2 protein-coding genes are annotated in these 22,164 nt (G+C 31.2%); both read right to left on the reverse strand.

Going from position 1 to position 22,164, the window contains the following annotated elements:
* Nucleotides 1–9 precede the first annotated feature (9 nt).
* The gene (locus JCM14822_RS06315; protein ID WP_054740679.1) at nt 10–3,045 is read right to left on the reverse strand and encodes a non-ribosomal peptide synthetase; all 3,036 of its coding nucleotides are present in this window, start codon (nt 3,043–3,045) and stop codon (nt 10–12) included.
* Nucleotides 3,029–22,135: a non-ribosomal peptide synthetase gene (locus tag JCM14822_RS06320; protein ID WP_054740681.1), complete on the reverse strand. Its 19,107-nt coding sequence runs from the start codon at nt 22,133–22,135 to the stop codon at nt 3,029–3,031. The genes JCM14822_RS06315 and JCM14822_RS06320 overlap by 17 nt, the downstream gene beginning before the upstream one ends.
* Nucleotides 22,136–22,164: the final 29 nt, after the last annotated feature.

The raw sequence follows: 22,164 nt of genomic DNA on the forward strand, positions 1-22,164 counted from the left end.
ATTTTCTCCTCAAATACATCGCTTATTAATTTCTGAACTTATACTTTGGGCAATCTTTATAGCACCTTCTCCTTTTACCATAGTCCTATGTGTGCCTAATGCCTCAATAACTTCCACATCACTATACTTATTCCACTGTTGATCATTTGTCTTTTCCTTGTTGCTTGCACTAAAATAAGTAATTGCTGCTTTAATATTAGTTCTAGGTATATATGTAACTGCTGCTTGCTGTAATGCTCTTATACTCATGACATATTGCAATAATTCGCTAACAGAAACTTGTTCAATATTAGGAATTAAATAAGCTATATTTTGTGGAAGAGTTTCTTTAAATGCTTGTAATTGTTCAGGTGTATTTATGTCGGTGCTAATAGTTTCAATAGCCTTTTTCCAAACATCTTCTATGATCTTACATTTATTAATTTGTTTGACTAAACTTGTATTCGTTATAAGCGCCTTTACAAATTCTTTTTCACCTTTTAGAGATACTGCATTTTTCTGTACTAACTGCTTATTAGGAGCTGTTGTATCTAGCATTGCAAAATAGCCTACTTCTTTATGACTATCTTCTAATTGTCTTATCATTTCATAAGCTATTGTTCCACCTAAACTCCATCCTACAAAATGATAGGTTCCACTACTTTGTACACTTTCAATTAATTTGATATAACGATATGCTAACGTCTCTATAGAAGATACTTCATAAGTATTTAACTTGCTTGCATTAATTCCCCATACCTTGCAATTAATATTAAGTGCTTTTACAATCTCTCGATAGCCGCTAACTTCACAGCTTCCGTCATGGATAAAGAACACACCGTTTTGAGTATCTTTTCCATCTTTCAATAAGACAATTAAATCATTAGATTTATTTGTATCCATCTTACTTTCAATGTATTTTGCCATATCCCTTAGTCTTGTATAGCTAAACATTTCTGCAAAATTTAATGCAATATTAAAGTAATCATTAATCTGACGAATTAATACATTTGCATTTAAAGAATGTCCTCCTACTTCAAAGAAATCATCATTAATGCCTATGCCTTTTATACCTAAAACATTTTCCCATAATTTAATTAACGCTTGTTCTGTATCACTTATAATTAATTGTGCTTCTGTATGTTGCAATAGTGTTTCTGGGCTTGGTAAGGCCTGTCTATCTACCTTATCATTTGATGTAAGTGGGATACTCTCTAATGGTATAAAGTATGATGGTATCATATATTCTGGTAAGTTTTCACTTAAATAGCTTCTAAGTTCAGTACTTGTTAGAGATTCATTTGAAACATAATATGCACATAATACTTTATCCTTACTTTCTCCTACTTGCTTATCAATAATAACAGCCTCTTTAATTAATGGATGATGTAATAATTCATTCTCTATTTCTGCAAGTTCAATTCTATAGCCTCTTATTTTTACTTGATAATCTGCTCGACCTAGGAATTCAATATTACCATCTGGTAACCATCTTCCTAAGTCACCTGTTTTATAGAGTTTTCCGTCACTATTAAATGGATTTTCTATAAATCTTTCGTTTGTTAATTCTGGCCTGCCTAAGTAACCTCTCGCTACACCCATACCACCGACACAGATTTCACCAACTACACCAATTGGGACAACCTGATTATAAGTATCTACTATATAAATCTGTGTATTGCTTATTGGCTTACCAATTGGCACTTTTTGATCTTCTCTTGCTGCTACTTCCCATGTTGTCGCACATATAGTTGTCTCTGTTGGTCCATAAGCATTAATATAACGTACACAATCTTTCCATTTTGCAATTAACTCTGGATTTGTTGCAGAACCAGCCGTAATTATCAAACGTAAGTTTTCTAAGTTATCTGGTGTTAATTGACTTAAATAAGCTGGTGGTAATGTTGCTACTGTTACCTTATGGGCATTCAGATAATCTTCAAATAAACGAGGATCACTAATAGCTTCTTTAGGTACTAAACACAATGTTGCGCCATTATGAAGTGCCATAAATATTTCCCAAACTGATGCATCAAATGAAGTACTTGCAAATTGAACAATGCAATCTTGATGGGTAATATTAAATTCTTTTTGGAAGAACATTTTTAGGTTGCCAAGTCCCTTATGCTCTAGCATAACTCCTTTAGGTTTTCCTGTCGAACCAGATGTATAAATGATATAAGCTAAATCATTTACAGCATTCATACATGTTAAGTTCTCACATGGCTCAATCAACATTTCTTGTAAATTAATAAGCTGTCCATCAAAACTTAAATCTTCTGTTATAGCTTCATTTACTATAAGAAGCTGTGCCTTGCTATCTTCTAACATATATTTCTTACGTGCTAATGGATAAGTAATATCAATTGGTAAATATGCACCGCCTGCTTTAATAATAGCTAATATCGCAACAATCATATCTATAGAGCGTGGCATCATAATCCCTACAATTGTCTGTGCTATTACACTCTTTTCTCTGAGCTTTCTAGCTAGTCCATTTGCTTTTTCATTAAGTACTTTATACGTCATCTTTTCATCATTAAACCAAAGAGCTACTTGTTCAGGATACTTCGCCGCTTGCTGTTCAAAGATTTCTTGTATGGTGTCATATTTCGTATCCTCTACTTGTGTTTGATTGAAGTCTTCTACAATTTGTATACGCTCATCCTTTGAAAGCATTTCTATGTCTTTAATTGTTTGCTCTGGCAATAATACTACTGCTTTCAGTAAATTAATATAATGCTCGCCTAGCTTTTGGATTGTTTCTTTTCTAAACAATTTTGTGCTATATTCTATATTTAAAATCATCTCATCATCTGCTGTCTCAGCTAATAAGGTAATATCAAATTTAGCTACATCATTTTCATAATCTAATGGTTTAATGCTTAATGTAGATAATGTTTCTTTACCCATGTCCATATTTTGCATAACAAACATTACATCAAATAAGGCATTTCTACTTAAGTCTCTCTTATGACCTAATTTCTCTACTAACATCTCAAATTGATAATCTTGATTTGTAAATGCATCTAATACTTGCTCTTTTAAATCATTTAAAAAATTCATTAAATGTTATTTCTCCACTTATCTTATTTCTTATAGCTAATGTATTAACAAACATTCCTACTATATTTTGTAAATCAGAATCTGTTCTACCTGCTGTTGGCGTACCTACAATAATATCTTCCTGTCCCGTATATTTATAAAGCAGCATATTATATGTAGCCATTAAAACCATATAAAGTGTTGTATTTGTCTTTAATGCTAAATCTTTTAATGCCTCATAAAGTGTGTGAGGGATTTCTAATTTAATCGTATCTCCTTCAAATTGCTTGATAGCTGGTCTTTGATAATCTAAAGGTAAATTTAATACTGGAAGTTCTCCTTCAAATTGTTTTAACCAATAAGCCTCTTGCTTTTGAATAATACCTTGTTCAAAAAGTTTATTTTGCCATACTGCAAAATCCTTATATTGTATACGTAATGCAGACAATGTTTGACCATTATAAATCATCATTAATTCTTTTAATAAAATACCACGTGATACACCATCTGAAATAATATGGTGTTTATCATCCATAAGTATATATTGATTCTCATCAATTTTTGCTACGCCTGCTCTAAATAATGGTGCCTTACTTAAATCAAATGGTCTAATAAACTCTTTACAGATTGCTTTTACTGCCTTTATTCCCTTTTCAGATTGTATTTCTATAGGTTTTTCTACTGCTATATGCTCTACTTTAAATGCTATATCTTCATGAATTACTTGAATAGGTTTATCCTCTACCATATGGAATGAAGTTCTTAAAGACTCATGTCTTTGAACAAGTGTCTCAAAACTTTCTTCTAAACGCTTCATATCTAGTTGACCTTCTACTAAATACACAGATGGCATATTATAATTAGTACTTTCTGTCACAAGTTGATTTAATGCATACATTCTCTTTTGTGCTGATGACATTGGATAATCTGGTGCCACAGCTGCCTTTTCAATATTTGTATACACTGTATTTGAACCATTTTGAATATAGTGAGCTTGCTCTTTAATTGTTGGTAAATCAAATATCTTTCTAAGTGGTATTTCCATATGGAAAGCTTTAAATATCTGAGCACTTAATACAACTGCTTTTAACGAATGACCACCTATTTCAAAGAAATTATGTTTTGTACCAATCTTATGAATGCCTAGTACTTGTTGCCATATTCTTAATAATTCATGTTCGATTTCATTATCTGGTAACACGTATTCTGTGTTCATTATTAAATGATCTTCAGCTAATGCTGGCAGTGCTTTATAATCAACCTTACCATTAGGTGTAAGTGGTATTTGATCTAACTGAATATAGTAAGATGGATGCATATAATTAGGTAAAGATTTTGCTATTTCTGCTCTTAAGTTATTTATATCCAATGTTTTAACAGGCACGATATACGCACATAATGTTTTTTCTCCTTGATGCTCTTTAACTACTACTAATGTCTCTTTAATGCCCTCGTATTGCTTAATAACATTTTCAACCTCTTTAACCTCTATACGATAGCCTCTTATTTTAACTTGTTCATCTTTACGACCAATAAACTTAATCGTACCTTCTGATGTCCACATTCCTAAATCGCCTGTCAAATACATCTTATAATTTGGATTGTAAGGGTTCTCTATAAATTTCTCATTTGTCAAATCACTATTATTTCTATAGCCATTTGAAACACCCTCTCCACATATTGCTATTTCTCCTACTATTCCTATTGGTTGTAATTTTAATGCTTTATTTAAAATATAAGCTTGCATATTCGTAATTGGTCTACCTATAACAGGTTGTCCTTTAAACTCCTCAAAGTTTTCAAAATCTATAGGATATGCAATACAACCTATAGTCGTTTCTGTTGGTCCATAGTGATTAACAATTTGTGCTTTTTCATAATGTGCATGATATTTCTCAATATCTAATGTATTAATCTTTTCTCCACCTAATACAATAAGTCTTAATGTGTCACATTGATTACCTGAATCAAAACTATGTGTATTCACTATTGTATTAAATAAAGATGGTGTTCCTTTAATGTAAGTTATTTTTTGTGTTTGTATATAATCTAAAATTTCTTCTGGTTCTGAGTATTTCTTCCTACTTACAATATGTAATTGTGTGCCACCTAATAATGCTGAATAAACTAATGTATAGCCTAAGTCGAAACTTGCAGAAGATAAAAGTACTGTACGGTCATCTGATGTCACTTTAAATGTAGTCATAAACCAATTGATATAGTTCAATAAATTATTATGATTAATACTTACACCTTTAGGTTTACCAGTCGTACCAGAAGTATAAATTGTATAAAGTACATCTGCCCCATTATAAATTACATCTTCTCTTTTACATGTAGTCTCATCAACTTTTAGATTCTGAATTAATACTTGATTTATTGCTTCATCAATGGCTAAACATTTTTCTGTTGGTATTAATAATACATCTACCTTACTATCTTGTAACATATACTCTATACGTTTTTTAGGGAATGATAGGTCAATTGGTAAATAACCTTTACCTAATTTTAAGATTGCCAATATACCTACCATCATATTTAGTGAAGGTTCTGTTACAATACCAATCATTTCCCCTGTTACTAATCCTTGTGCGTATAAGTAATCTGCAACTTGGTTAGCTTTCTCATTTAATGCTTTATAAGTAAGCGTTTCTCCCTCAAAAACAACTGCTATATGGTTTGGTGTTTCTTTTACACGTTGTTCAAATACTTTAGTTACAGTCGTTTTCTCATATGATTCATAACATTTAGTATTAAATGCTAATACATGTTCTTCTTCCTCTTTTGATAACATTTGAATATCATCTAACAGAAGTGTTGGCTCAACTAATATCGCTTTAATAATATTTTCAAAGTGTTGTGCCATACGCTCAATAGTCATTCTTTTAAAGAGATTTGCATTATACGCAAAGTCAACATATAATCCATTTTCTTTCTCTACTGTATGACAAGTAATAAAGAATTTTGCTACATCATGTGATGTTTGATACTCTTCTACTGTTAAACTTTCAAAGTCATAGTTTACCCCTTCTGTATTTTCTAAAGTAAACATTGTATCAAATAATGGATTTCTATTAAAATCTCTTGTTACATTCAATTTAGAAACTAAGCTTTCAAATTGATAATCTTGATTTTCAAATGCCTTAATACTACGTTCTTTAACTTCTTCTAGAAAATCTGTAAAATGTTTTTCACCGATTACATTATTTCTTAAAGCAATTGTATTCACAAACATTCCAAGAACATTTGTAAGGTCTGGATGATTTCTACCTGCAATTGGTGTACCTACTACTATATCTTCCTGACCTGTGTATTTATAAAGAAGTATATTATATGCAGCTAATAAAATCATATATAGTGTACTACCTGTTTTTTGTGCTAAGGCTTTTAATTCTTCTAATACTGTATTATCTAAATTAAATTGTACGCGATCACCTTTAATCTCTTTGCTTTCTTGTACTGCATAATCTGTTGGTAAGTTAAGTACTGGAATCTCATCTGCAAATTCCTTACACCAGAATTCTTCTTGAGCCTTTAATTTATCTGATTGTAATAATTTATTTTGCCATGCTGCAAAATCCTTATATTGAAGTTTAGCTATCATAAGTGATTTTCCTTCATATAAATCAATTAACTCATGAATAAAAATACCTAATGATGTACCGTCTGTAATAATATGATGTATATCTATAAATAACACATACTTGTCTTCTACTATTTTTATAACTGCGCCTCGCATTAAAGGTGCTACTTTTAAATCAAAAGGCTTAATAAGCTGCGTAATAAAATTAGAAACTTCATCTTCCTCTTTTTCATAATAATCAAGCTTAAAGTCTATCTGTTCTTCTACCTTCTGATATGGTGTACCATCTATTTGAACAAAAACTGTTCTTAATATCTCATGTCTCTTAATTAACTTTTCAAATGCCTCATTAAGTTGTTCTATATTAAGCTTTCCAGTAATTAATACTGTAAATGGTACATTATAATCTGTTGTATCTGTTATTAGGTTGTCAATAATATACAAACGTTTTTGTGCTGCTGATAATTCATAATAAGGTTGCTCTGGCACTTTTTCTATTGCTTCAAAATGTATTTGTTTTGCCTCACTAATATAAACTGCTAAACTTTCTACAGTACTTAACTCAAATATATTACTTAAACTAATCTCTATATTAAATTGTTTACGGATTGCCCCAATTAAAAGAACTGCTTTTAATGAATGTCCCCCTATTTCAAAGAAATTATCGTGTATGCCTATACGTTGTATACCTAAGATTTCTTGCCATATTTCTACTACCTGACATTCGATTTCATTAGTTGGTGCTACATAAGTTTCTTCATCCATTATAGCCATATCTATAGTAGGTAGCTCTTTTTTATTGATTTTACCATTTTGATTAAGTGGCATTTTATCTATCTGCATAAAATATGATGGAATCATATACTCTGGTAATTTTACTGACAGTTGTTTTTTTACTACGTTGATTGGCATTTTTTCTTCTGCAGTAAAATATGCATACAATGATTTTTCAGAACTATTATTACCTCTTGCTACAACGCATGCTTCCTTAATGCCAGAAATTGCAATTAATTCTTTTTCTATCTCACCAATTTCAATTCTAAATCCTCTAATTTTAACTTGTTGGTCAATTCTTCCCATAAATTCTATAGTGCCATCTTCAAGCCATCTTACTAAATCTCCGGTCTTATAAATTTTACCTTCACCAAAAGGATTATTTATAAATTTTTCAGCTGTTAATTCTGGATTATTCAAGTAGCCTCTTGCAACACCATCGCCACCTACCCAAAGTTCACCTGGTACTCCAATAGGTTGTAATTTACCTTGTTCACTAACAACATAAGCCGTTGAATTCGTAATAGGTTTACCAATTGGAATATTAGATTCAAAATCCTTTTCAATAGGATATGTTGTTGAGAAAGTTGTATTTTCTGTAGGACCATATCCATTGAGAAGCTGCATATTAGGTGCATATTTTCTTGCTAAGTTAGCATGTTTGGCAGATACAACATCCCCACCAATAATTAAATATTTCACGCCATTAAACATAGCTGGTCTTTCTTGTACAAGTTGCATGAAGAGTGGCGCTGTTAACCACATTGTTGTAATGCCATATTCTTTAATCGCTTCTTCTAGCATTTTTGAATTTAAAAGTACGGTGTCGCTTATTAAGTATAAGCTTAAGCCATTTAATAAAGCTCCCCATATTTCAAAGGTTGATGCATCAAATACGATGGCACCTGTTTGTAACATATGATCTTCTTGATTGAATGTTACATAGTTTGTATTCTTTACAAGTCTTATAATGTTACGATGCGTTACCATAACACCTTTAGGTTGTCCTGTTGAACCAGATGTATAAATGACATAAGCTAAATCTTCTGCTGCGTTAATTGCTACTATATTTTCACTTTCTGCACTTTCATAGTCAAATGTCATTAAGTCAATTACTGTTCCGTTAAATAATACACCCTCTTTTAAGCCACTATCTGTTAAAACAACTTGAGTATCAGCATCTTTTAACATATAGTTGATACGTTCTACAGGATACTTAGCATCAATAGGTACATATGCTGCCCCTGCTTTTAGTATAGCTAATGTGCCTATAATCATTTCTATGCTACGCTTTGCAATCAATCCTACTAAGTCTTCTCGCTTCACACCATTTTGACGTAATGCATAAGCTAATGCATTTACCTTTTGTTGTAAAATGCTATAAGTTAAAGATTCCCTTTCATAAACAACTGCTACTGCATCTGGTGTCTTATTAACTTGCTCATCAAATATCTCCATTATGCTTTGAGATCTTAGATACTCTTGCTTTGTATTATTAAATGCATATAAGATTTTTTCTTCTTCAGCATCGGAAAGTACTGATATATTACCTAGTCTGATTTCTGATTGTTTAACGATATTTTCAAGTACCATCATATAACGCATTAAAAATTGCTGCATAGTTGATTCTTTAAAGAGTTTTGTACTATATTCAAGGTTAATTTCTAATTCTTCTTTGCATGATGTAACCACTAACATAAAATCAAATTTTGAAATTGTGTAATCAAATGATACAGCTTTAGCAATAATATCTCTTGTCTCTATTTCTTCTGCACCTGTATTTTGCATAACAAACATTGTATCAAATAATGGGTTACGGCTTAAATCTCTAGGAAGATTTAAGTTCTCAATTAATTCCTCAAATTGGTAATCTTGATTTTCAAATGCACCTAATATATTTTGTTTAACTTGTTTTAAGAATTCATTAAATGTCATATCTTTTCTTGGGTAAGACCTTATAGCAAGTGTATTAACAAACATACCTACAATATTTTGTAAATCTGCATGTTGTCTACCTGCTGTTGGTGTACCAATGATAATATCTTCTTGATTTGTATATTTAGAAAGTAATATATTATAGGCTGCCATACAAATCATATAAAGCGTCGTTTCTGTTTCTAAAGCTAATTTCTTCAATGCTTTATAAAGTGTTGATGGTACTGCATAATTAATAGTTTTTCCCTCAAATGTTTTTACAAGTGGTCTTGAATAATCTGTTGGCATACTTAGAACAGGTAATTCATCACTAAATACATTAAGCCAATAATCCTTTTGCTTCTGCATTAAAGCTGTTTTAAATAATTGATTTTGCCATACTGCAAAGTCCTTGTATTGTAATCTCATATCACTGAGAGACTCACCACTATATAACTTCATGAATTCTTCTAATAAAATACTACGAGAAACACCATCAGATATAATATGATGTTTATCATACATCAGTAACATTTTATCTTGACCTAATTTTGCGACACCTACTCTAATAAGAGGTACTTTTGTTAAGTCAAATGGTCTTATGAACTTTCTTTCTATTTCTTTATAAACTAAGCTATTTAAGTCTGTATTTTCAGCTACATTAAATTCTTCTACTTTAAATGTCACATGTTCATGAATTCTTTGTACAGGCTGCTGTCCTTCTAAATGGAAAGATGTTCTAAGGGCCTCATGTCTATTAATTAATATTTCAAATATGCTTTCTACTTGCGCTACGTCAAGTTTACCTTTCAATACATATATTGCTGGCATATTATAATTTGTATTGTCTTTATCAAACTGACTTAAAGCATATACTCTCTTTTGTGCTGAAGAAAGTGGATAATATTCAGCTTCTTTTGCCTTAGTAATTTCTATAAACTCTTCTTTGCCAGATTCCTTAATATATTGAGCTTGCTGTTTAATTGTAGGGAATTCAAAGATTTGTTTTAATGATATTTTACATTCAAAAACTTTATAAATCTCTGCTGTTAATACAATACCTTTTAGTGAATGTCCACCTACTTCAAAGAAATTATGGATTATTCCAATATGTTTACTACCTAATATTTGCTGCCATAATTCAAGAAGCTTCTCTTCGATTTCATTTTCTGGTGCGACATATGCTACCTCTTTACCAACAGCTTCTGTAGGTTCTGGTAATTCCCTAGTAGCCACCTTTCCATTAGCTGTTAATGGTACACGATCTATTCTAATGTAATAAGAAGGTAACATATATTCTGGTAAATGTTTTGTAAGCATTGCTCTTAGGTCACTGATATCAATATATTCTTCACTTACATAATAAGCACATAAACTCTTTTCTTCATTATTACCTGTATAAACCATTACAATTACATCTTTAATACCTACATATTGTTTAAGTGCTGCTTCTATTTCACCAATCTCTACACGATATCCTCTAATTTTTACTTGTTCATCCATACGTCCAATAAAACTAATCGTACCATTTGGCATCCATTTTGCTAAGTCACCTGTTAAATACATCTTCTCACCAGGTAAATATGGATTAGCCACAAATTTTTGATTTGTTAATTCAGGCTTATTCATATAGCCTTTTGATAGACCATATCCTGATATTACTAATTGTCCTGGTACCCCTATTGGTTGAAGCTTATTAGAATTATTTACAATATAAGCGGTTACATTATCAATTGGTCTTCCAATAACTGGCTGAGCTTTAAATAGCTTATATTCATTAAAGTCAATTGAATGGGTAATACAGCCTATAGTCGTTTCTGTTGGTCCATAGTGATTTACAAACTGTGTATTTGGATAATAACTATGATATTTTTCAACATCCTCTACATCAAATTTTTCACCACCTAAAACGATTAATCTTAAACTTTGACACTTCTGACCTTCTTTAAAACTTTGTGTTGAAACAATAGCTTTAAATAATGATGGTGTTAATTTTATATAAGTAATTTGTGCTGCTTCTATATAATCTAATATCTGTTCTGGATCACTATATAATGCTTTATCAGTCATATGTAATGTACTACCACTAATTAATGCAGAGTATAAAGCTGTATAACCTAAGTCAAAGCTAGCTGAAGATACAAGTGCTGTCTTATCCATATTATTAATCTCATACTTACTTACAAACCATGTCATGTAGTTTACAACATTTTGATGTTGTATCTGTACACCTTTAGGCTGACCAGTTGTTCCAGAAGTATAGATTATATACATTAAATCTTCCTTTTTAATATCCACTTGTAAGTTATCTGCAAATTCCTCACTAATTTCTGGACTATTTATGTTAATGCATGTTACCAAGCTAGATACATTTGGTACTTCATCATCAACTGTAATGAGTACTGTCACCTTACTATCATCTAACATATATTGTATACGTTCTTCTGGGAATTCAGGTGATATTGGTAAATAACTATTACCTGTTTTTAAAATAGCCAACATACCAATAATAAGTTCTACTGATGACTTCGCCATAATCCCAATAATAGGTGCCTTTATTGATTGTTTCATTAAATAGTGTGCTAATTGATTTGCTCTACTATTTAATTCGCTATAAGTTAACATTTGTTTTTCATAAACAACAGCTATTTGATTTGGCCCTACTTCTACTTGTCTTTCAATGCATTCTAAAATGGATTGTTGCATATTATAAGGTTTATAAACCTTATTAAAATCACTTAATATTTGCTGCTCTTCTTCTGCTGTTACTAAATTTATTTCATCTAGCGTTACTGATGGATTGGCTATAATGCATCTTAATATTTGTTTAAAATGCTTAATCATACGCTCAATAGTTTCTGCTTTAAAAAGCTGCGTACTATATTCAAAGTCAAAATACATTTCATCATCTTTCTCAGAAGCATGTAATGTAATATAGAACTTCGAGCTCTTATTATCTAATTCATAACTCTCTACAGTAAACTCCTGAGTCTGTAACTGGCTATTAGATGTATTTTCCATTGCAAATAATGTATCAAATAATGGATTTCTATTTAAATCTCTCTTTATATCTAACTTCTCAATAAGCTCTTCAAATTGATAATCTTGATTTTCAAATGCACCTAATACATTTTCTTTTACCTCATTTAAGAACGTATTAAATGATTTTTTACCTTGAGGATAGTTTCTAATTGCTAATGTATTAATAAATATACCTACTACTTGATTGATTTCTGGATGATTTCTACCTGCAATTGGTGAACCTACGATAATATCATCTTGTCCTGTATATTTTGCTAATAACACATTATAAGCTGCTAATAATGTCATATACATTGTACTTCCTGTTTGTTTATTAATAGCTTTCAAACCATCTTGTATTTCTTGATCTATCGTAAAGTCAATTTGTTTACCTTCATGATTTTGCTCAGTCATTAGATTATAATCTGTTGGTAAATTTAAAACTGGGATTTCACCACTTAAATAATTTAACCAATAAGCTTCTTGTTTTTTAATGGCTTCAGACTGTAATAACTTGTTTTGCCATGTTGCAAAATCCTTGTATTGTATTTCAAGTGGTTCAAGTGACTCACCTTTATAAAGTTCAAGTAATTCCCCAATTAAAATATTCATTGAAGTTGCATCTGTAATAATATGATGTAAGTCTATGATTATGGCATATTTTTCTTCACCTAATTTAACTAACTTACTTCTAATCAATGGTGCACAACTTAAATCAAATGGCTCTATCATATGCTCAATTATTATATCTAATTCCTCATCACTTGCTTCCTCATAAGCTAAACTGAAGTCTACTTTTTCTGCTATCTGTTGCATAGGTTGTCCATCTACAAGCATAAAGGATGTTCTTAATGCTTCATGCCTTTGAATTAACTTATTAAAGGCTTGTTCTAACATCTCTTTTTCTAATTTACCTTCTATAATTCCTGTAAATGGTACATTATAAGCTGTACTATCAGGCATTAAGCTATTTACAACATATATTCTCTTTTGAGCAGAAGATAATGGATAATACGTTTCTTGAATTATTTTTTCAATTACTTCGTAATCTTTTTTAACTGCTTTTTGAATATAAGCAGCTTGCTCTTTAACGGTTTGTGCTGCAAATAATGTCTTGATTGTCATTTCAACATTAAAGTGCTTATAAATCTCTCCGATTAATAACATTGCCTTAAGTGAATGTCCACCAAGTCCAAAGAAATTATCTATAATACCTACTCTTTCAACTTTTAATACATCTTGCCATAATTGCACTAACTCATTTTCTATCTTATTCGCTGGTGCCATATATGTACTATTGTTAATAATACTTTCTCCATCTGGCTTTGGTAATGCCTTACGATCTACTTTACCATTTCGATTAAGTGGCATTTGGCTAAGTTGCATGTAATAAGAAGGTAGCATATATTCAGGTAACTTTTTAGCTAATTGATTCCTTAAGTCATTGGCTGTTACTTCATATGTTGCAGTGAAATATGCACAAAGTGCTTTCTCAGAACTTTCTGTACCTACAGCTATTACAATAGCTTCTTGAACTGCTTGAATTTTTACTAATTCCTTCTCGATTTCACCGATTTCTATTCTAAATCCTCTGATTTTAACTTGTTGGTCAATTCTTCCCATAAATTCTATATTGCCATCTTCAAGCCATCTTACAAGGTCACCACTCTTATAAACTTTGCCTTCACCAAATGGATTATCTATAAATTTCTCAGCAGTAAGTTCTGGTTTATTTAAATAGCCTTTGGCTACACCATCTCCTCCTACCCAAAGTTCACCTGGTACACCAATAGGTTGCAATCTACCCTTAGTATCTACAACATAAGCTGTTGAATTGCTAATAGGCTTACCAATTGGAATATTAGACTCATAATCCTTTTCAATTGGATATACTGTTGAGAATGTTGTATTTTCTGTTGGACCATAACCATTAAGCATTTGAAGTCCTGGTGCATTTTTTCTTACTAAATTGGCATGTTTTGCAGAGACTACATCCCCACCTACAAGAAGATACTTCATGCATTTAAACATTGCTGGTCTGTCTTGTACAAGTTGCATAAAGAGCGGCGCTGTTAACCACATAATGGTAATTTCATATTTTTGTATTGCTTCTTCAAGTCTTCTTGCATTTAAAAGTATTTCATCTCTTACTAAATACAAGCTTAAACCATTTAATAATGCGCCCCATATTTCAAAGGTTGATGCATCAAATACAATAGCACCCGTCTGTAAAATGCGATCTTGGGCTGTAAATGCAATATACTTCGTATTTTTTACAAGTCTTACAACATTACGCTGCGTTACCATAACACCTTTAGGCTGTCCTGTAGAACCTGATGTATAAATAACATAAGCCAAATCATCTGGGGTATTTTGTACTTTGTGTATTGGCATATTTAGTGTATAAAGTAACTTGTCCGTAAGATCAATCATTTGACCTTCAAATACTACTTGCTCTTTAAGCCCATTATCCGTGAGTAATAATTTTACTTCACCATCTTTTAACATATAATTAATACGTTCTACTGGATATTTAGTATCTATTGGTAAATATGCACCACCAGCCTTTAAAATAGCTAATGTCCCAATAATCATTTCTACATTTCTACTTGCAATAAGTCCTACCAATTCACCTTGTTTAATGCCTTTTTCTAATAATACAGCCGCTAAAGAATTTACACGTTGTTGTAATTCTTTGTAATTTAAACTTTGTACTTCATCTACAACTGCTATATGATTAGGTTTTGCTGCGACTTGCTCCTCAAATAATTCAATAATTGTTTGAGTTGCAGGATAAACTGTATGTGTTGCATTAAAGTCATTTAAGATTTTATCTGTTTCTTCTTTTGAAATCATTTCTAATGATGCAATACTTTGTGTTGGAACCTCTGCAATATTCTCTAGTAACTTATTAAAGTGAGAAGCTAAACGTTCAATTGTCTCTTTTTTAAATAGCTTTGTACTATATTCAATTTCAAATAAAATTGTTCCTTCTTCTTGTGTGGCAATAATATTTAAATCAAACTTAGCCATATTAGTCTTTGCATCTTGTACAGATAAATTTACATCCTCTAAAGTTACTACCTCTTCTACGCCTGTATTTTGTAAAACAAACATTGTATCAAATACTGGATTACGGCTTAAATCTCTACGTAAATGAAGTTTATCAACAAGTTCTTCAAACTGATAATTTTGATGCTCATACGCTGCTAATGTAGACTCTTTAACCTCATCTAAAAATACATTAAATGGCTTACTGCCTTCAGGTTGATTACGCATAACTAATGTATTAACAAACATACCTATTACATCTTGTAAATCAGCATGCACCCTACCTGCAATAGGTGAACCAATTAATATATCTTCTTGACCTGTATACTTATGTAGTAAAACATTATAAGCTGCTAATAAAATCATATACATAGTTGTTTTTGTATTTGAAGCTAAACTTTCTAAGCTTTCTGCTACTTTACTTGAAAGTCTAAAGTTAATGCTATCTCCTTCAAAGCTTTGTACTGCAGGTCTTGTATAATCTGTTGGTAAATCCAGTACTGGCATCTCACCTGATAAGCGTTCTAACCAATACACTTCATCTAATTGCAATTGCTTTCTTACAGCTTCAGTTTGTTGCCACATTACATAATCTTTATACTGTACTTTAACTGGTTTTAATGCTTTGCCTGTATAAAGATTTATAAAGTCTTGTATTAATAACTGATTCGATACACCATCTGTAATAATATGATGTAAATCAATCATCAACATTGTATTACCATTTTGCATCTTCATCGTGCCAACATGCATTAATGGTGCCTTTTGTAAATCAAATGGCTGAATAAAACGCGTCATAATTTCTTCTTGTTGCTGCGTTGTATTTGCTTCATATTGTGAGATTTCTACTTCTAAATTTTCATGAATGACTTGAACTGGCTGTCCATCTACTGTATGAATACTTGTTCTTAATACTTCATACCTGTGCACCAGCGTTTCAAAAATTTGTTTTAGTTTTAATGTACCTAATGCGCCCTGCATTTCTACCATAATAGGCACATTATAAGCAATGCTATCCGTTTCAAACTGCTCAAGAATATAAAGTCTCTTTTGTGCACTTGATAATGGGTAGTATGGTTTAATATCAGCTGGTTTAATAGCCGTATAACTGCACTGCTTGCATGACATAATATAATTTGCTAACTCTTTAATTGTTGTATGGTTGAAAATTTCTCTTAAAGGTATTTTTACATTAAATTGCTCTGCAATATTTGAAACTAAAACGGTCGCTTTAAGTGAGTGTCCACCTAGTTCAAAGAAGGAATCTGTTGTTCCTACTTTTTCAATCCCTAATATTCTCTCCCATATAGCAACTAATTTTAATTCAACCTCATTTTCTGGTGCTGTATAATCTGCACCTGTACTAATATGCTCTTGAGGTTTTGGCAAGGCCTTACGGTCAAGTTTACCATTAGCTGATAATGGCATCTTGTCTATACGTATAAAGTAAGCTGGTAACATATATTCCGGTAAATTCTTAGAAAGTGCACTTCTAAGCTGGCTAACTGTTAGCGTTTCATCTCCTACAAAATATGCACATAATACTTTCTCATTTTGTGCTTCCTCTATAGCTATAACAACAGCTTCTTTAATACTTTCAACTGCTAATAATTCATTTTCTATTTCACCTAACTCTATTCTAAATCCTCTAATTTTTACTTGGAAGTCAATACGTCCTAAATATTCAATATTACCGTCATTCATCCATCTTACTAAGTCACCTGTACGATACATCTTAGTACCTGGTTTATAAGGATTTTCAATAAATTTCTCATTTGTTAAGTCTTCATTATTAATATAACCTCTAGCTAAACCATCACCTGCTATGCAAAGCTCTCCTGCTATACCTATTGGTTGTAAATGATTTAATTTGTCCACAACTAATAAATTAATATTATCAATAGGCTTACCAATTGGTACAACTTTGTTTTGTGCACTTGCCATACAATCAAAATAAGATACATCTACAGTGGCTTCTGTTGGTCCATATAAGTTATGAAGTTTTGTACCATAATTTGCATAAAGGTATTCTCTAAATTTCTGAGTATGTAATGGTGATAATGCTTCACCACTTGCAAACACTTGTTTTAACCTTGAGAAATCTATAGTGTCATATTTATCAGCAATATAATCTAAGAATATATTGAGCATAGAAGGTACAAAGTGCATTGTTGTAATATTATGTTTAACAATAGCTTCTGCAATAATCTCAGGATCTTTTTCACCTTCTGGTTGTAACATATAAACACTGGCACCAGTGAAACTCCACCAAAATAATTCCCACACAGATACATCAAATGTATATGGTGTTTTTTGCAAAATAACATCCTTTTCATCAATTGGATACATCTTATTCATCCAATTAATACGATTAATAACTGAATAATGTTCAATCATTACACCTTTAGGACGTCCTGTAGAACCTGATGTATAAATAATATAAGCCATATCACGAGAAGTATTCACATACTCTGGGTTATCCCAAGTACCTTCATAAAGTGTTTCATCATCTAAAATAATTTCTTCTAAGTCATAGTCCTTAGTCTTAGAAAAACGTTCTTGCACTAAAACTAATTTTGCTTTACTATTTTCAAACATGTATTTGATTCTTTCTTCTGGAAAATGTGGTGCAATTGGTAAATAAGCTGCCCCAGCTTTTAAAATACCCATTACCCCTACAATCATTTCAAAAGATCGCTCTAGCATAATTCCTACAACATCATTAGGTTTAATGCCTTTTTCTCTTAATAAATATGCAATTCTATTGACTCTATTATTAAGCTGCTCATAAGTTAAATAATCTTCCCCAACTCTTACCGCCGGATACTGTGGTGTACGTGCTACTTGCTCCTCAAATAACTGATGAATTGTTTTTTCTTTTTCATAAGGAGCTGCTGTATTATTAAACTCTTCTAGTATTTGTGCACGTTCACACGCTTTTAATAAATCAATTTCCTCTAATAAAATATCCGTATTATTACATATACTTGCTAATATATTTAAGAAATGTCCTGCCATACGTTCCATCGTTGATTTCTTAAATAATTTTACGCAGTATTCAAAGCGGAATTTAATGACATCATCTTCTTCAATAGCATCTAAAGATATGTCAAACTTAGAAGTCTTATTATCATATTCAAATGGCTGTATTACCAAATCTTGTACTTCTACATAAATCTTATTTGCACCTTTTGTATTTTGTAATATAAGCATTGTATCAAATAATGGATTGCGGCTTAAATCCCTCTTAATATCTAATCTGTCTACCAATTGTTCAAATGGATACTCTTGATTTTTATAAGCTTCTAAAGTCGTTTCTTTCACTTGATTTAATAATGCTTCAAAGCTTTGCTTACCTTGTGGCTGATTTCTAAGTGCGAGCGTATTAACAAACATACCTACTACATTTTCTACTTCTTCATGTGTACGTCCTGCTATTGGTGAACCAATTACAATGTCTTCTTGCCCTGTATATCTATATAGTAATGTATTATATGCAGCTAATAAGACCATGTATAATGTTGTACCTGTTTGTTGTGCCAACTGATAAATTTGTGTTGCTAATTCCTTGCTTGTTTCAAAATAAACATTATCTCCTTCGTAAACTTGTCTAGTTGGTCTTGTATAATCTGTTGGTAAATTTAAGACTGGTATATCATTTTCAAACATTTTTAGCCAATATGCACCCTGCTCTTCTAATTGTTCATTGTTTGCTTTTTCAGTTTGCCATATTGCAAAATCTTTATATCCAATCTTATTTTCTGGTAATTTTTCACCTTTATAAAGTGCAACAAACTCTTCAATTAATATATCTATAGATGTACCATCTGAAATAATATGGTGTAAATCTATTACGAGGACATATTGATTCATGCCATATTCAAAAATGCCTACACGCATAAGTGGTGCATGTGCTAAATCAAATGGTTTGACAAAATCATTAACTTTTTCCTCTAAATACTTTTCGTCTACTTGAACATACTGAATTGGTACATTTACTTCATCAGCTATTTTAGCTACTGGTTCATCATTTATTACCTCAAAATAAGTACGTAATACGTCATGACGTGCCACTAATTCATCAATAGCTTTTTCTAATTTAATCTTATCTAATTGTCCTTCAATTTTAATTGTTACTGGTAAATTGTAACTTATATCATTATCATCTATTTGATTTAAAATAAATTGACGTCTTTGGGTAGATGTTAAAGGATAGTATGCTCTCTCTTCTGCTTTTTCTACACTTAAATAATCTCTTTGTGTCACTTGTGCAATGCGTCCTGCTAACTTTTTGATCGTTGTATATGTAAATAAATCTCTTAATTCAAGTTTTACATTAAATGCTTTATGAATCTTAGATAATAATAAAGCTGCTTTTAATGAATGTCCGCCAGATTCAAAGAAATCATTTTCCGTTCCTATTTGCTCTACATTTAAAATTTCTTTCCATAACTCAACTAAATCTGCTTCTATTTCATTTTCTGGTGCTATATAGACTGCATTATTTTTCATATATTCCGTTGGTCTAGGAAGCGCCTTGCGATCTACCTTACCACTTTGATTAAGTGGTATTGCATCTAACTTAATAAAATAAGAAGGAATCATGTAATCTGGTAATCTTACACCTAGTTTTTCTCTAATTTCACTAATTTCCAGCGTTTCATCTGCTGTGTAATATGCACAAAGTGCTTTTTCACCAGTATTTTCTTCAATTGCCATTACTACAACTGATTTTATAAAGCCTAAATCCATTAATGCTTGCTCAATCTCACCAATTTCTATTCTAAAACCACGCACTTTTACTTGATGATCTAATCTTCCTAAATACAAAATATTACCGTCTGGCAGCCACTGACATAAGTCACCTGTGCGATACATTCTTGTATTTGCTTCAAAAGGATTTGATACAAATTTTTCATTAGTTAATGTCTCATTATTTAAGTAACCTTTTGCAAGTCCTACGCCACCTAAACATAATTCACCTACAACGCCTATTGGCTGTAACATATTATGTTCATTGACAATATATGCTGTAATATTATCTAATGGCTTTCCGATTGAAATATTTACACCATCTGTATAATCTAAAAGATTGTATGCTGTTGCATAAATTGTAGATTCTGTTGGGCCATAAATATTTTCTAATCGTGTATTTAATTGAAGCTTTTTAAACCTTTTAATAATATTTGGTGTTACTGCTTCACCTGCTAAGAATATATATTTTAGACTTTGCATGGTTTGTAATGCTTCTACAGACAAGATACTTATAAATAACTGGAACATTGAAGGTACAAAGTTAATATGTGTAATGCCATATTTATTAATTGCCTCTAAAATCTTCTCAGGTATTTTTTCATCCCCTTGATTAAGTAAAGCTAATTTACCACCATTAATATACCAACCAAATAACTCAGCCACAGATACATCAAATGTATAGGCTGTCTTTAATAAAAATGCATCTTCTTCATTCAGTGGATAACGTTCTTGTAATGTATATAAAATATTTACAACTGCTTTATGACAGATTACAACCCCTTTAGGTTTTCCTGTTGAACCAGATGTATAAATAATATACGCATTATCTTCTGGTGTATTGATTAAAACAGGTCTTTCACCATTTCCTTTATAAAGTTCTGAGTCATCTAAATAGTAAGTTGCTACATTTTCATATTGCATCGTGCGACCAAGTTGTTTGCTAGATAATAATATTTTGGCTTTACTATCTTGTAACATAAAGGCAACACGTTCATCAGGATATTCATGTCCTATTGGCATATAGGCAGCACCTGCTTTTAAAATACCTATAATACCTATAATCATCTCAAAAGAACGTTCTATCATAATACCAACAAATTCATTAGGCTGTACGCCTTTTTCTCTCAGTAAATTCGCAACTTGATTTGCCTTGTAATCTAATGCCTTATAGGTCATTGTCTCATCATTATATAATAAAGCAATATGATACGGCGTACTATCTACTTGATCCTCAAAATGAGCTACAAGTGTTTGATGATAAGGATGAGCTTGCTTTGTATCATTGAAACTATCCAAAATTTGTATTTCTTCTAATGGCATTAATATATTAAACTCGGAGATTTTACGTTCTGGATGTTGTACAATACTCTTTAATAGCTGCAAAAAGTGCTTAGACATTCTTTCTATTGTCTCTGGTTTAAATAACGCCGTACAGTATTCAAAATCAAACTTTAACCATTTATCTTCTTCTACTGCATTTAAAGTTAAATCAAACATTGCATTATTTACTTCATACTCATATGGCATCATTGAAAGTACTTTTATATCACTTTCTTTACTATATGATGTATTTTGCATGACAAACATTGTATCAAATAATGGATTCCTACTTAAATCTCTCTTTATTGCCAATTTATCAATAAGTGTTTCAAATTGATAATCTTGATTTTCAAAAGCTTTAATTGTATTTTCTTTAACTGTCATAAGGAATTGGCTAAAACTTTGATCTGCTTTAGGGAAATTTCGTAATGCTAATGTATTTACAAATACCCCTACAATTCCTTCTAAGTCTGGATGCATTCTACCTGCTACTGGTGAACCTATAATCAAATCTTCTTGATTAGTATAACGGTGTAATAATACATTATACGTTGCTAAAATAATCATATATAATGTGGTACCATACTGAGCTGCTAACTTTTTCAAGTCTTTTAACAACGTTTCATCTGTACAAAAGCTTAAATCATCACCTTCATAAGATTGAATTGTAGGTCTCACATAATCTGTTGACATATTCAGTACTGGTAATTCACCACCTAAAT

Origin of the sequence: Cellulosilyticum ruminicola JCM 14822 (assembly GCF_001311925.1) — a bacterium.
Taxonomy (GTDB): Bacteria; Bacillota; Clostridia; order Lachnospirales; family Cellulosilyticaceae; genus Cellulosilyticum; species Cellulosilyticum ruminicola.